14 protein-coding genes are annotated in these 14,676 nt (G+C 65.4%); 7 read left to right on the top strand and 7 right to left on the bottom strand.

The window, feature by feature from the left end; all coding sequences use genetic code 11:
- Window positions 1–159: 159 nt before the first annotated feature.
- Window positions 160–390: a FitA-like ribbon-helix-helix domain-containing protein gene (locus LT988_RS25555; protein ID WP_408648068.1), complete on the bottom strand. Its 231-nt coding sequence runs from the start codon at window positions 388–390 to the stop codon at window positions 160–162.
- A gap of 357 nt (window positions 391–747) precedes the next feature.
- Between LT988_RS25555 and LT988_RS11070 the strand changes: the two genes are divergently transcribed.
- Window positions 748–2,082, top strand: a complete 1,335-nt coding sequence (locus LT988_RS11070; protein ID WP_232410185.1) for an ABC1 kinase family protein — start codon at window positions 748–750, stop codon at window positions 2,080–2,082.
- Window positions 2,083–2,152: 70 nt separating this feature from the next.
- Here LT988_RS11070 and LT988_RS11065 read toward each other — a convergent pair whose 3' ends face one another.
- Window positions 2,153–3,580, bottom strand: coding sequence for an NAD(P)H-binding protein (locus LT988_RS11065; RefSeq protein ID WP_232410184.1), 1,428 nt, complete (start codon window positions 3,578–3,580; stop codon window positions 2,153–2,155).
- Between the two features lie 109 nt (window positions 3,581–3,689).
- On the opposite strand from LT988_RS11065, the gene LT988_RS11060 reads away from it, so the two are divergent.
- From LT988_RS11060 to LT988_RS11040, 5 genes are all read left to right on the top strand, one after another.
- On the top strand, window positions 3,690–4,631 hold the full coding sequence (locus tag LT988_RS11060) for a cation:proton antiporter domain-containing protein (protein ID WP_232410183.1): 942 nt from the start codon (window positions 3,690–3,692) through the stop codon (window positions 4,629–4,631).
- A complete protein-coding gene (locus tag LT988_RS11055; protein ID WP_232410569.1) occupies window positions 4,532–5,701 on the top strand; it encodes a cation:proton antiporter domain-containing protein in 1,170 nt (389 codons plus the stop codon). Before LT988_RS11060 ends, LT988_RS11055 begins: the two co-directional genes overlap by 100 nt.
- Before the next feature lie 173 nt (window positions 5,702–5,874).
- A complete protein-coding gene (locus LT988_RS11050; RefSeq protein ID WP_232410182.1) occupies window positions 5,875–6,540 on the top strand; it encodes a protein-L-isoaspartate O-methyltransferase family protein in 666 nt (221 codons plus the stop codon).
- A gap of 223 nt (window positions 6,541–6,763) precedes the next feature.
- Window positions 6,764–7,084, top strand: a complete 321-nt coding sequence (locus LT988_RS11045) for a rhodanese-like domain-containing protein (protein WP_232410181.1) — start codon at window positions 6,764–6,766, stop codon at window positions 7,082–7,084.
- Between the two features lie 144 nt (window positions 7,085–7,228).
- On the top strand, window positions 7,229–7,816 hold the full coding sequence (locus LT988_RS11040; RefSeq protein ID WP_232410180.1) for an isochorismatase family protein: 588 nt from the start codon (window positions 7,229–7,231) through the stop codon (window positions 7,814–7,816).
- Between the two features lie 80 nt (window positions 7,817–7,896).
- Here the strand turns inward: LT988_RS11040 and waaA are convergent, their stop codons facing one another.
- Entirely contained in the window at window positions 7,897–9,159 is a 1,263-nt protein-coding gene (waaA, locus tag LT988_RS11035) for a lipid IV(A) 3-deoxy-D-manno-octulosonic acid transferase (protein WP_232410179.1), read from the bottom strand.
- Window positions 9,160–9,213: 54 nt separating this feature from the next.
- Window positions 9,214–10,656 (bottom strand): bifunctional D-glycero-beta-D-manno-heptose-7-phosphate kinase/D-glycero-beta-D-manno-heptose 1-phosphate adenylyltransferase HldE, encoded by a 1,443-nt coding sequence (gene hldE, locus LT988_RS11030; protein WP_269752123.1) that lies wholly within the window; start codon window positions 10,654–10,656, stop codon window positions 9,214–9,216.
- A 285-nt stretch (window positions 10,657–10,941) separates the two neighbouring features.
- On the opposite strand from hldE, the gene LT988_RS11025 reads away from it, so the two are divergent.
- Window positions 10,942–11,553, top strand: coding sequence for a hypothetical protein (locus LT988_RS11025; protein ID WP_232410178.1), 612 nt, complete (start codon window positions 10,942–10,944; stop codon window positions 11,551–11,553).
- Between the two features lie 28 nt (window positions 11,554–11,581).
- Here LT988_RS11025 and LT988_RS11020 read toward each other — a convergent pair whose 3' ends face one another.
- From LT988_RS11020 to pyrR, 3 genes are read right to left on the bottom strand one after another with little or no spacing between them, the layout of a single operon-like run.
- Window positions 11,582–12,880 (bottom strand): dihydroorotase, encoded by a 1,299-nt coding sequence (locus LT988_RS11020; RefSeq protein WP_232410177.1) that lies wholly within the window; start codon window positions 12,878–12,880, stop codon window positions 11,582–11,584.
- Entirely contained in the window at window positions 12,873–13,880 is a 1,008-nt protein-coding gene (locus LT988_RS11015) for an aspartate carbamoyltransferase catalytic subunit (protein WP_232410176.1), read from the bottom strand. The genes LT988_RS11020 and LT988_RS11015 overlap by 8 nt, the downstream gene beginning before the upstream one ends.
- Complete coding sequence (gene pyrR / locus LT988_RS11010; protein ID WP_232410175.1) at window positions 13,877–14,476, bottom strand: bifunctional pyr operon transcriptional regulator/uracil phosphoribosyltransferase PyrR; 600 nt, start codon at window positions 14,474–14,476, stop codon at window positions 13,877–13,879. The genes LT988_RS11015 and pyrR overlap by 4 nt, the downstream gene beginning before the upstream one ends.
- Window positions 14,477–14,676: the final 200 nt, after the last annotated feature.

The raw sequence follows: 14,676 nt of genomic DNA, 5'->3' as shown, positions 1-14,676 counted from the left end.
GATTTGCAAAGTAACAGAGTATTATCTGCGTGGGTTGCGGCTGAATCAAATTTGATTCGCGGGCTGGGTCACCGCGGGCTGCGCGTCTGTCTGCGCGAAATCATCGCCTTTCTATACGAGGATCTCCTCGTCCGCGCGCCTGTCGAGTACAGGCAGGGTTCAGACCTCGCGTCGCAGCCATTCCAACGTCTCTTCGGGCGACGCTCGCCCCCGAGAGGCGTCGTCGTCTTCCAATCCGGCTTGAAGAGAAACTTGAAGAGAAAGAATCGCTTCCTGAGTCATGGAGCGGCGGTGGATCGCGGCGGAATCCTTCAGCTGTCGGTAGATCTTGTCGGGGACGTTGCGCAGGACCAGTGTTTGCGTCGGCGCTCTCGCTGAACAGGGGTGCAAGCAAAATGCTAGCTACGGCGGTCGGCATGCGCAACGTTCCCGGCCAAGCGGTTGCCGGCTACGCTAAACCGCGTCGAGAGCGCGATGCTCAATTTCGAGTGACTTCGACGTTTGATGTATTCGCGGCTCTAGAGAGGAGGCTGGGTTTAAAATAGTCGATTTTTTAGTATCTTAAACCGCATTTACTCCAGTGCTTGTCAAGTCTGCCGGGGCCGATCCCATCCAAAAACACCGCATACCGCGATGGGCGCGGTTTAATGCGGTTCCTCATCGTTGTACTGCGGATGACTCGATACCATGTCCACCCCTTGTCTGGACAGGATCCGGACGCCGCCGATTCTTTTTCGAGGAAACCCAATGTCCAGCATACCGACCCGACCCGGCACGGCCGTCCCCAGCACACGTCTGAGTCGTCTTTGGCATCTCGGGCGGGCCACCGGCGATCTCGCCGCAGGGATCGGCGTGAAGGGCCTGATCGAGCTTGCCCGGACCCGTCGCAGCGCCGAGCCCTCGCGGATCCGGCTCTCGCCCGAGCACACCCGTCGATTCACAGACCGTCTTGCGCGGATGCGGGGTGCTGTGATGAAGATGGGGCAATTGATGTCGATGGACGGTTCGGACATCTTCACGCCCGAGGCTGCAGAGATCATGAGCGCTTTGCGCGAGCGCGCCGAGCCGATGCCGATGAGCCAGCTCGCCGGGGTCTTGGAGCGCGAATACGGACCGGGCTGGAACGCGAGGTTCAAGCGGTTCGAGTTCACTCCCGTGGCATCCGCCTCGATCGGGCAGGTGCACCGGGCCGAGACGCGCGACGGGCGTCGGCTTGCGCTCAAGATCCAGTTTCCGGGCGTTCGGGAGAGCATCGACAGCGACATCGACAACCTCGCCTTCTTGGCGCGCACCCTCGGGATGGCCCCCGCGGGCGTGGACCTGACGCCCTACTTGGAAGGTGCGCGCCGTCAGCTCCATCAGGAAGCGGACTACGGCGCGGAGGCGGATTCGCTCGAGGCGTATGGGGCGGGGGTCGGTGCGGATCCCGACTTCTTGGTCCCGCGTGTGCATCGCGATCTCTCCACGACACGCGTGTTGGCGATGGATTTCGCCGAGGGTGTCCCGGTCGACCGGCTGGCCGATAGCCGCTACAGCTGCGAGGAGCGCGACCGTGCCGCGACGGCGTTGACGCGTCTGTCCATGCGCGAGCTCTTCGAGTTCGGTCTCGTTCAGTCCGACCCGAACTTCGGCAATTATCTCTACGACGCGACCGCCGGACGCATCGTCCTGCTCGATTTCGGCGCGGCGCTTCCCGTGTCGGCGGAGTTGATCGCGCGTTACAGGAGTCTGGCCCGTGCCGCGCTTGCCGACGATCGCGGCGCGATGCGGGCGGCCTCGATCGATTTGGGTTATGTCGGTGCGAACGACCCGAGCGAGCAGGTGAACGCCCTGATCGATCTTTTGCGCATGTCCAGCGAGCCGCTGCGCAGCCCGGGGCATTACGACTTCGGCGTTTCCGACCTCTTCGAGCGTGTCTATGCGCGCGGTCGCGACATGTTTTACTCGGGCGCCTTCAGCACCGTACCGGCGCCCGAAACCATGTTCCTGCACCGTAAGTTCATGGGCGCCTTCATGTTGTGCCGGCGTCTGCGCGCACGGGTGGATCTCGGGGAGATGCTGACGCCGTATCTGCGAGGGTAGCCCCCGGCCCCAAGCCCACAGCCCCCAGCTTCGGTTTTGAGCCTACAGGCCGGAGGCAGGCGGCAGGAGCTCACCGCGCCAACCGTGCGAGGCGCCGCTGATAACGCCGCATGACCAGGAGATGCGCGACCGCCTGGGTCCAGAGGTAGACATACCAGGGCAGGGCGGGGGCATAGTCGTGGATGGCGGCCATGGTGTAGCGGTCGCCGAGCAGGGTTTGGAATTCGAAGCGTGCGCGCCCGGGTCCGTCCGGTCGACTCAAGAGGCCGCCGACGATGGCGTAGACTTGACGTTGCGGGCCGCTCTCCTCGGCCAGCCATTGCAGCGTCAACAGGTGCAGGCGCGGGAGGCGGGTGAAGACGCTGCATCGCCCCGTCTCGTCGATCTCGGTGCAGACCATGGGCCAGCAGCAGGTGCCGAGCCAGCGGAAATAATTGCCGGCGACCCAAGTCGCATCCTGACCCGGAGGTAGAATCACCCTCTGGATGGAACGCACGAGTCGCGCGCGGCGCATCAGCTCGCGACTCTGATCCTCGATCGGCTGTCGCGGGCTCGGCAGCAGGTGTCGGCCGGTTCGGTCGAGCGCGAGGCGCAGTGCCTCGCGAAAGGGGATTGCATCCCGATCGATCGCACGCTGCACCGGGTTGTCGCGAATCACCGTATCCTGGGGCAGACTCTCCAGAGCCGGACCGACCACTGCCGATGGGGCGCCGCTGAAGAACCGCGCGGTGGCCGAGGCCAGCCAGAGCGGCATCCAGGGCAGGGTCAGGATCCGTCTCCGAAGGCCGAGCACCTCGGTCGTCCGGCGCAGCATCTCCTCGTAGCTCAAGCATTCGGGTCCGCCGATGTCGTATGCGCCCCGATACGTCTCCGGCCGCCCTAGGCAATGGCGTACGGCCCGAACAAGATCCACGAGCGCGACGGGCCGCGTCATCGAACGGGCGCTCGGCGGCAGCAAGAGCAGCGGCAGGCGCCGGACGAGGTCGACCAGCAGTCGCGGTGCCGAGCCGCCGGCGCCGACGACCAGTCCGGCCCGCAGCGCCGTGACCGGTGTCCCGCGCGAGGCCAGCACCAGCTCGACCTCGCGGCGACTCCACAACAGCGGCGAGATCCGGAAGCTATCCGGAATCAGGCCGCCGACAACGATAATCTGTTTGACACTGTTGGCCGCCGCGGCCTGCGCGAAGTTGTCGGCCAAAATGAGATCCATATCGCGCGGATTGGCTTGCGTGAGGCGCGACGAGGGTGCGAGCGAATGGACCAGATAGACGGCGTAATCGCAGTCCGCGAGACCCTCGGCCAGATCGAGCGCGGAGAAGAGATCGCAATGGCGCCAGGTGATGCGCCGATCCGGATCGGGTGTCTGTGCGCGGGCGGGCGATCGGGTGAGCGCCCGAACCGAAAAGGCGTCCGTCAGTGCGCGGCAGACCGCGGTGCCGATGAAGCCGCTGGCGCCGGCGACGGCGACCCTCGGTCGCCTGGGTTGGGTGGATGGCATGGCGTCCTGTCTCTCCTGAGATGTCCCGACCGAACGCTATAGGATATACCGCGTCCGGCGAATGTCCGGCTTCGCATCCAACCCCTTTGGAATTTGGTAGAGTCGCAGCATGGAGCTCAACAGCTTTGTCCTTTCGGCGATCGCGCTGCTCACCGTGGCGGCGCTCGCGGTTGCCTTGTTCAAGCATCTGGGGCTGGGTTCGATCCTGGGACTGCTGGTGGCGGGGATCGTGGTCGGGCCGCACTCGCCCGGCCCGTCGGTGACGGCGCAAGTCGAGGATGTGCGCAACTTCACCGAGCTGGGCGTGGTCATGCTGCTCTTTCTGATCGGTCTGGAGATGAAGCCCCGGCGGCTCTGGTCGCTCCGTCGCGAGGTCTTCGGGATGGGCTCGGCACAGATTCTGATCTCCGGTCTTCTGGTGGCAGGCTATATCTCGCTCTACGATTATTCGTGGCGGGCGTCGCTCTTGATGGGGCTGACCTTGGCGCTCTCCTCGACGGCTTTGGTCATGCAAACCCTCCACGAGCGCGCCGATCTGGCCACCCGCCACGGGACAGCCGCCTTTGCAGTCCTCTTGATGCCGGAGAGTCGCGTGTCGCTCGTGAATCCGTCCGGGGGCTCCTGCCGCCGGACGGACTCGCTCCTTGGCGACGACCTGTTTTGGCCCCGGTTCGCCCCGCTCCGGGCCGCGCTGCGCCACGACGTGCGCCCGAGGGGCGCGGTCGGGCTGCGCACGGCCCTGCGACGAACGGCTCGACGGCGTGTCGGATGCGCTTTGCATACCGCCTTCGCGGCTTCGCGACCACGGCCGCTTCGCCACTGCGGCGGCACGCACGCGCCGACGCCTACCGGGGGCCGCTCGGCTTCGCTCCGCTCTCCATGCCTCGCGGACAGGATTTGGCGGTGGTGCCGCTGCTCGCGATCGTGCCGATCCTCTCCGATGTCGGTGCCCTGTCATCGGATGTCCCCTTCTGGCAGCAGATCCTCGTCGTCGCCGGCATGGTGGGATTGGTCGTCGGTTTCGGGCGCTACTTGGTGCCGATCGCGCTGAGATACCTGCTGCGGCAGCACAACCGCGAGGCCTTTACGCTCGTTGTGCTGCTGGCAGTCTTTCTGGCGGCCGGGGCGATGCACGAAGCCGGCCTGTCGATGGCGCTCGGCGGTTTCATGATGGGGATGCTGCTCTCGACGTCGCGGTTCAGCTTCCAGATCCAGGCCCAGATCGAGCCCTTCAAGGGATTGCTGATGAGCCTCTTTTTTGTTGCCGTCGGGATGTCGATCGACCTGGAGGCGATCGCGGCTCAGCCCGTGTTGCTCGCCCAGCACGTCGCCGTGATCCTGGCCATCAAGTTGGTCGTGCTCTTGTTGATCGGCATGGCCTTCGGGTTGCCGCGCGGCACCGCGACGCGCGTCGCCTTCATGCTGGCTCAGAGCGGGGAGTTCGGGTTTGTCCTCTTCGGCTCGGCCAAGGTGCTCGGTGTCATCGACGATGCGACCTTCGTCATCGCGGTGAGCGTGATCTCGGTCAGTATGTTGCTGACGCCCTTGCTGGTGCGGATCGGCGATGTCTCTGCGCGGCGCCTTGAGCGCCGAACGGCGGACTCGCCGAGCTTCGAGTATCCGGCCACTTCGGATGGTCAGGCGAAGCGGGTTGTGATCGCGGGTTACGGGCGGGTCGGCCATACGGTCGCGACCCTCCTCGAGGCCAATGACATTCCCTTCATCGCCTTCGATACCAACCCGGCGCATGTCGAGCGCGGCGAGCAGGACGGTCGTGCCGTCTATTTCGGCGACATCGGCGATGTGGAGCTCTTGGAGGCGGCCCAAATCGACAAGGCAGCCCTGGTGATCCTGACCATCGATCACGAACCGACCGCTTTGCGGGCGGTCTCGCATATCCGCACCGCCTATCCGAAGGTGCCCGTGATCGCCCGCGCGCGGGACCTGGAAGCCTGTGGCAGTCTCATTCGCGCCGGCGCGACGCTGGCTTACCCCGAGGCGATCGAGAGCAGCCTGCGCTTGGGGGCGGAAGCCCTGCAGATGCTCGGCATCTCCACGAGCGAGGTTGACTCCTTGCTGCAGGGCGTGCGCAGCGAGGGCTATGCGCAGGTGGTCGAGTAACCTTGTGGCGCCCCGCACCATGACCGGCCGGGTTTTCGCTTGACCCGCAGTACGCGTCGCCGCCCCCATGTCACTCACCACTCACCACTGACCGGTACGCCCAGTTGCTCGATCCGCCCAAACTCAGTAGGCTTCCCGGCCGCCCAGAACAAGAAGACGAGGACTCGAATCCGATGGAAGTCACCGCCGAACGTGCACGATTCAATATGATTCAACAACAGATTCGCCCATGGGATGTCCTGGACGACCGGGTCCTCTCGGTGATGGCGGAGATTCGACGCGAGGCATTCGTGCCCGACGCTTATCAGGGCCTCGCCTACGCCGATATCGAGATCCCGATCGGCACGGGTTCCTGCATGTTGGCGCCGAAGGTCGTGGGGCGCATGCTTCAGGCACTGGACGTGAAGTCCGGCGAGCGGGTGCTGCAGATCGGTGCGGGGACGGGATATGTCAGCGCCTGTCTCGACCGCTTGGGCGGGCGGGTGACCGCGGTGGAGATCGATGCCGACCTGGCCGAGGAGGCGCGGGTGCGCTTGGCTGGACTGGAGCTCGAGTCGATCGAGGTCCGCACGGGTGATGCGCTGAGCGAGCCCGTCGAGGGTGAGCCGTTCGACGTGATCGTCGCGACCGGATCGATGCCCACCGAGGCTGCCTTGCCGCTGCTTCAGGGGCAACTGGCCCCGGGCGGGCGTCTGTTCTGCATCCTCGGGATCGAGCCTGTGATGGAGGCCTTGCTCGTGACCCGTGTCGGCGAACGCGATTTTCGCCGAGAGGGGCTGTTCGAGACCTCGACGCTTGCCCTGCAAAACGCCGCCGAGGCGAATGCGTTCGAGTTCTGAACCGTGCTGAACCGCGTCTGGTGTGTCATGCGGGGGTTGCGTGTGGGCTCGTTGTCGTCTCAATCGGCGGGCGTTTCAGCGGACGCGGTTCAGGAGAATTTGAAAAGGCGATCGAATGATTGATGGCGCGTTTCCCGGAGGCTGGTTGCTGCGTGCCGAGGGCCGGTAGAGTCGAGCCTCGGAACGCGTGCCGTGCGGGCTTGTTTGAATACGGGGGTTAGCGATGCGTCGAATGGGGCCTCGAGAGATTGCGCAGTGGTTGGCCGCGGACGGCGAGCCGCCGGTCTTGCTCGATGTCCGGGAGCCGTGGGAGTTCCAGATCTGTCGGATCGAGGGTTCCGTCTCCATTCCGATGGGGCAGATCCCGGGGGCATTGGCACGGCTGGATCCGAATCGAGAGATCGTCGTGATCTGCCATCACGGCATTCGCAGTTACCAGGTTGCGCGCTTCCTCGAGCAGCAGGGCTTTACGCGCACGGTCAATCTGGACGGAGGCGTTGCGGCATGGGCGCATGATCTGGATCCGGAGATGCCGGTCTACTGAGCGCGCGCCGGCATCTGTCCACGCGCGGCTCGAACCGGAGGCCGCTTTTTCCTTGATTCCCGTCGGGAAACTGACGCACACTCCCCCGCGTCATGGGCGATTTCAGCCACGGGCGACCCAATAACAATATCGCGAGGACATGCTATGAGTACCCATCAAGCGCAGATGCCACTCTGTCAGAGGGCCTTTTCCCAGCTCCTGATCATCGACGCCCAAGAGCGTTTGGCGCATGCAATGCCTGCCGACGAGCTGGACTTGGTCGTCGGGAATATCAATCGGCTGGTGTCGGCCGCGAAGCTCCTCGGGATCCCGGTCATCGCGACCCAGCACAACTCCAAAGGACTCGGGCCGGTCATGGCGAGCATCCGCGGGAACATGCCGGAGGGCGCGGATCCGACCGAGAAGACCGCGTTCTCTTGCTGCACCGCGCCCGGATTCGAGCGCAACATCTCCGCCCATCCCGACCGGCGTCAGTTGATCGTCGTGGGCATGGAGGCGCACATTTGTATCGTCCAGACCGTCTCGGGGCTCCAGCGATGGGGGTATCAGGTGTTTGTTCCGGCCGATGCCATCATCTCGCGCAGGACCGCGTTCAAGCAGAACGTGCTGGAACGCATGCGCCATGCCGGAACGCAGGTCGTCTGCACCGAGTCGGTCGGCTTCGAGTGGCTCGGTGACTCGACCGACGCCCAGTTCCGAGAGGTGTTGTCGCTGTTCAAGTCAGCGGATTGATGCGCCGGGGCGGCCGATCACGGCTCGCGCCCTCGGTCGGAACATCCCTCGCCCTCGGTTGATCCGCATGACCCTCGCGTCTACGTTAAGCGGGCTTCGATCACGGCCATGAGTCGATCGAGTGCGCCGCGATTCGCCTCGACGACGCGACGGCCGTTCTCGCCGATGCGCGCACGCTCGGTGGCGTCGCTCAGCCAGGCGATCATGAGTCGCGCCAGCGCTTCCGAGTCGGCGATCTCGACCGCCCCTTCCTCGGTGCACAGCAATTGTGTGATGGCCGCGAAGTTGAAGTGATGCGGGCCGATGGCGACTGGAACGCCCGCCGCTGACGCCTCCAGGAGGTTGTGACCGCCGGTCGGCACCAGGCTGCCGCCCATGAAGGCCGCGTCGGCGGCGGCGAGGAAAACCGGAAGCTCTCCCATGGTGTCGCCGAGAAACACCGCGGTACTCGGCGTGCACGGCTCTTGGCGGCTGCGACGGGCGAGCGTCAGACCCTGCCGTGTCACCAGCTCGGCGACGCGATCGAAGCGCTCTGGATGGCGCGGTACCAGGACCAGCAGGGCCTCGGGAAAGACCGTTCGAATACGCTGATGAGCGGCGAGGATGGGTCCGTCCTCTCCCTCATGCGTACTGGCCGCGACCCACACCGGACGCTGCCCTCCCCAGGTGCGCCGCATTGCTTCGGCCTGATCGAGCAGGCTCGCCGGTTGGCGCAGGTCGAACTTGATGCTCCCGGTCACCTGGACCCGATCCGGATCGGCCCCCAATGCGACGAAGCGCCGGGCGTCGGGTTCCGCTTGGGCCGCGATCAGATCGAAGCCCTGCAGCGCCTCGCGCGTAAGGCACGCGAACCGTCCATAGCCCCGAGCGGATCGTTCCGAGAGCCGGCCGTTCGCGAGGATCACCGGGATCCCGCGCGTTGCGCAGGCCGCCAGGGTGTTGGGCCAGATCTCGGTCTCCATGACGATCAGCAGGGCCGGGTTTGTTCGCTCCAGGAATCGGTCGAGGATTCCGGGAAGGTCGTAAGGGGTGTAGCGGTGGGCCACGCTGTCCCCGAAGCGCTCGCGCAGCCGCTCGGCGCCTGTCGGTGTGGTGGTCGTCACCAGCACCGACAGGGGTGGGTCGCGATCGATCATGCGCCGGATCAAAGGCTCGGCGGCCTGAACCTCGCCGACCGAAACGGCATGGATCCAGATCTGAGTTGCAGGAGCTGCGGGGCCGAGCGCGAGCCGCTCCGACACCCGCCGCCGATAGGCGGGGGATTTGAGGCTGCGCCAATAGAGGCGAAGAAGCGCGAGCGGCAGCAGCAGGCGCAGCAGGAGCGTATAGATGCGTCGGGTCATCTGCGAGGGGTTGTCTCCGTGTGCGGCGGCACGGGTCGGCGAGTCTGCACGGGCTCAGGTCTGTGGCGGGGCCGCCCGAATCGCGCCGAGAATCCGTGTCGTGGAGCGCCCGGGCAGCAGGTCGAGGACGCGCACCTCGCCGCCGTTGGCGCGGACGCAGTCCGCCCCGGCGATCTCATCCGGTCGGTAATCTCCGCCCTTGACCAGCAGATCCGGTTTGACCCGGCAGATGAGTGCCTCGGGCGTGTCCTCGCAGAAGGCGCAGACCCAGTCGACCGAGGCGAGACCGGCGAGCACGGCCATGCGTTGCTCGATCCCGTTGATCGGTCGCTCGGGACCCTTCAGTCGGCTCACCGAGGCGTCGTCGTTGACCGCGACGACCAATCGATCGCCGAGCCGTTTGGCCTGCTGAAGATAGGCGACATGGCCCTCGTGGAGGATGTCGAAGCAGCCGTTGGTCATCACGATCCGCTCGCCGGCAGCGCGTGCGGCCTCGATCGCGTCGAGCAGTGCCTCTTGGTCCAGCACCGTATGCCATTCGCTGCCCTGATAGGCGCGCTCCAGCTCGCGCGCGGCGACCGTCGCGGTGCCCAACTTGCCGACCGCGATACCCGCCGCGCAGTTGGCCAGCGCGCAGGCCTCGTCGAGTGCGACACCCGCGCCCAGCGCGGCGGCCAAGGTCGCGATCACGGTGTCGCCGGCACCGGTCACGTCGAAGACCTCGCGGGCCCGTGTCGGCAGGTGCAGTGCTGCGCTGTCCGGGCGCAGCAGCAGCATGCCGCGCTCGCCGAGGGTGACCAGCATGGCCTCCAGGTCGAGCTCCGCACGCAGTCGCTGGCCCCGCTCGATCAGCGCGACATCATCGGCACAGACACCGACGATCGCTTCCAGCTCGGCCCGATTCGGGGTCAGGAGTGTAGCGCCTCGGTAGCGTATGAAATCCAGTCCCTTGGGATCCACAAGTACGGGTCTACCGTCCGCCAACGCGCGCGCGATCAGACGTTGCGGGTCGGCAAGCGTCCCTTTGGCATAGTCCGAAAGGACCAAGAGGTCGCAGGCATCGAGCTCCTCGGAGACCAACGCCGGAAGCGGGTCGTCGCCGAGCGGCGTCAAGGGCGCCTCGAAATCCAGCCGGATCAGCTGTTGATGCTGGCTCAAGACGCGCAGCTTGGTGATGGTGGGGACATCCGCGCGTCTGTGTAGGCGGGTGTGGATGCCTTGCACATCGAGTCGTGCGGCCAGCACATCGGCGGCTTCGTCGTTGCCCGTCACGCCCGTCAGTGTGACCTGGCAACCCAGCGCGGCGAGGTTCAGCGCCACGTTCGCCGCACCGCCCGGGCGGTCTTCCAGCCGCGCGACGTGCACTACCGGCACCGGGGCCTCAGGCGAGATCCGACGGGTCGCACCGCTCCAATAGCGGTCGAGCATCAGGTCGCCGGCCACCAGGATACGGGTGCGGGAAAAATCCGGGAAAGGATGAGTCGAGGTCGGGGGCAAGACGGGCTCCAAGCGAGAGGACGCGACGAGTCTAGCCGGAAGGCACGGAAGTTTCGAGAAGGGCTTGGTGGAGCAGTGCAGAGATGTCGAGACCGTCCGAGATCATTTTCGTTGTCGTATCGCTGGTCGACAACGACAACGAACGGTCCCGACACATCTGCCGTACTGCATCAGCGCGTGGAAAGTTGGCGGCGATGCCTGCCCATCAAGGCTCATCCCACTCACCGCTCCTTTTGGGTTTATTCTTTTACGAGGACAACCGGACTTCGTCGGAGGGGCATCGTCATGGGACAAGCTGCGCTTAAGCAAGAGGTGGACACGCTTCGGGAGTACATGAAAGAGCTGAGCTACCAGGCGATGCGCACCGAGATGTCGGTGGCCCGTTTGTCCGAGGAGATGCGCGAGTTCAAGGACGAGATGCTCGCGTTCAAGGAAGAGAGCCAGCGTGAGCGTCGGAGCATGAACAAGCAATGGGGCGATCTCGCCAATCGCCTCGGCACGCTGGTCGAGGACATCGTGGCGCCCAATCTTCCGCGGGTCGCGGCAGAGCTCTTCTCCTGTCCCGTGGCGGATCTGTTCGGGGTGCGCGTCGTGCGCTGCTTCGGCGGGGAGACCCGCGAGTACGATGCGCTTCTGGTTTGTCCCGAGGCGGTTTTGGTCAACGAGACCAACTCACGCCTGACGGATGCACATGTCGAGGGCATTGTCGAACGGCTCGCCGAGATCCCGGGTGTTTTCCCGGAGTATGCCGATCGTCGTGCTGTCGGCATCCTGGCGAGCCTCTATCCGGACGCGAGTGTCGTGCGTCGTGCCACGCGCCGGGGCGTGTTGGTGATGGGTATGGGCGAGGAGACCATGCAGGTCTTGAACCCGGAGGCACTCCGGGTCGGCGCTTGATGGCGCTCAGGAACGCGCCCTGCCCTGATCAGCAATCGTTCGCCCGCTCGAAAACGATGCGTCCATCCAGCACCGTGGCCATGACGCGCCCGTGCATCGGCGTGTGGAGAAAGGGGCTGTTCTCGCCGTGACTGAGGAGTGTCTCCGGGGTCGGTATCCAGCAGTCATTCGGGTCGAAGAGACAGACATCCGCCGTCGCACCGGGCGAGAGATGCCCGAGGTCGAGACCCAGGACCTCGGCGGGACCGAGGGTGAGTCGGGCGATGACACCGGCCAGATCGAGCACGCCTTCGCTGACCAAACGCAGCGCGAGCGGAAGCAGGGTCTCGAGCCCCGAGATTCCCGGCGCGGTCTCCGGGAAGGGAAGCAGCTTGGCATCGGCATCGTGCGGTTGGTGATCCGAGCAGATGGCGCCGATCTCGCCGGCCGCGAGCGCATGGCGCAGCGCATCGCGGTCCGCTCGGGTGCGCAGCGGCGGCACCAGGTGACAGTTGGCGTCGAAGCCGTCCAGGTCGTCTTCGGTGAGAAAGAGCTGATGGATGGCGACGTCGCCGCTTGCCTGCACGCCCCGGCCGCGGGCGGCTGCCAGCATCACGGTCGCCCGTGCGGTCGATAGACCGCGGAAATGGATGCGTGCGCCGGTCTGGCCCGCCAATGCGAGATCGCGGGCGACGGCAACCGTTTCGGCGGCCTCCGGGATGCCGGGCAGTCCCAGTCGGGCGCTTACGCGGCCTTCATGCGCGCACCCGCCGCTGGTGAGGTCCGGGTCTTGCGGATGCAAAAAGAGCGTCAGTCCGAAGGTGGCGGCGTATTCCATGGCACGTCGCTGCACCTGGGCGCTGCGAATCGGCCGATCGGCCTGGCTCAATACCGGACAGCCGGCGAGCTTGAGCGCGGCCATCTCGGTGATCTGTTTGCCGTCGAGGTCTCGGGTCATGGCACCGGCCGGGACGACGCGCGCGAAGCGGTGTCGCTGAGCGGTCTGTTGAATCAGCTGCGCAACGGCCGGGGTATCGATCACGGGCGAGGTGTCGGGCGGGCAACAGAGGGTCGTGATCCCGGATGCTGCCGCCGCCCGAGTCTCGCTCGCGATCGTCGCCTTCTGCTCAAGTCCGGGCTCGCGCAGGCGGGCGCTGAGGTCGACGAAACCCGGACAGACGATCAATCCTCGCGCATCGAGGACCCGCTCGGGTTGAAATCCGGGGGGTGCCTCGCCGACCGCCAGAACGCGCCCGTCGGCAAGATGCAGGTCGACCTCTCGGTCGAGCCGGTTGGCCGGGTCGATCAGGCGCCCGCCCCGAATGCTGATGCGCTCGACCTCAGCCATTGGGCTCACCTTCCGTCTTGCCGTCCGCCTGCATGGCGATGTTTTGGGTGCCGATGCACATGGACATGACCGCCATGCGGATCGCGATTCCGTTGGTGACCTGCTCGAGGATCACTGAGCGGGGTCCGTCGGCGACCTGCGATTCGATCTCGACCCCGCGATTGATGGGTCCGGGATGCATGACGATGGCCTCGGGATGGGCCACGCCGAGGCGCTCTTCGGTCAGGCCGTACAACTGGAAGTACTCGTGCTCGCTCGGCAGGAGCGCATTGGTCATGCGCTCGCGTTGCAGGCGCAGCATGATGACGACGTCGACATCCCGGATCCCCTCGAGCAGATCGTGAAAGACCCGCACGCCGAGGGCCTCCTCGGCGAACGCCGGAATCAGGGTGCGCGGGCCGATGACTCGAACCTCGGCGGCCCCCAGTGTGTTGAGCGCGAGGATCTGTGAGCGTGCGACACGCGAGTGCAGGATATCGCCTACGATGGCCACCCGGAGGTCCGCGAACCCCCCCTTATGGCGGCGGATGGTGAACATGTCCAGCATGCCCTGTGTCGGATGCGAATAGCGCCCGTCCCCGGCATTGATGACGCTCACGTGTGGCGCTGCATGGGCAGCGATGAAGTGAGCCGCACCGCTCGAGGCGTGGCGCACCACGAACATGTCGACCTGCATCGCCTCGAGGTTGCGCAAGGTATCGAGCAAGGTCTCGCCCTTGGCGGTCGCCGAGGTGGAGATGTTGAGGTTGAGCACATCCGCGGAGAGTCGTTTGGCGGCCAACTCGAAGGTGGTGCGGGTGCGGGTGCTGGTCTCGAAGAAGAGGTTGGCGATGACCTTGCCGCGACACAGCGGGACCTTCTTGACGGCCTGTTGCGTCACCCCGAGAAAGCCTTCGGCGCGGTCCAGGATTTCGACCAAAAGCCCTCGGCTCAGCCCTTCGATCGTCAGAAAGTGTTTGAGATTACCCTGGCTGTCGAGCTGCTGGTGGCCTGTCTTCATCGACGGGTCTCGCCCTTGCCGCTCTTATCAGGTGAGTCGACCGACGCCTTGTCGGCCTTGGCCGAGGATTTCTTTGCGCTCTGCCCGCGCAGCAGAACGAGCGGGTGTGGTCCGCTGAGCTTGATCTGCTCTCCCGGCTCGAGCTGGGCATGCAGACCGACGACGTTCGGCTCGATCGGCAGCTCGCGCCCGTCACGCTCGGACAAGGTGACCAGGATGACCGAGGCCGGTCGTCCGTAGTCGAATAGCACGTTCAGGGCTGCGCGGATGGTGCGACCGCTCTGCAGGACATCGTCCACCAGGATCAGGTGTCGGTCGTCGATCCCGACCGGCAGATACGATGGACGCACCTGCGGATGCATCCCGATGCGGGTGAAGTCGTCGCGGTAGAAGGAGATGTCCAGATGACCGAGCGGCTCGGTCAGCTCCAAGACTTCGTGTAGCCGATCCGCAACCCAGACGCCGCCGGTATGAATGCCGATCATCAGCGGTGCTTCGATTGCGCGCTTGGCGATGAGAGACCGCAGCTCCTCGGCCATCCGGCCGATGATGCCGTCGATTTCGGCGCTGTCTTTCCAAGTCTCGGAATTGATCACGGACGCATGCTCGGAGTGGGGTGCTTTGATGTCGGGTTAGTCAAGGTGTCGTCCTGGGGGCGTAGGGGGCGCAGGGATGCGTGGCGGGTGGTAAGGAGTTATTCGTTGTTCGTGGTCAGTGGGCGGGGAGGCATGCCCCTCATGACTCACCCCGCTCATCCCTGACCAGTGACCACGGACCACTTCCGTCCACTCGCCAC

It is taken from the genome of Thiocapsa bogorovii, from assembly GCF_021228795.1.
In the GTDB taxonomy this organism is placed as follows: Bacteria; Pseudomonadota; Gammaproteobacteria; order Chromatiales; family Chromatiaceae; genus Thiocapsa; species Thiocapsa bogorovii.
Note: the sequence above shows the minus strand (reverse complement) of the source record. Positions and strands in the feature narration are given on the sequence as shown.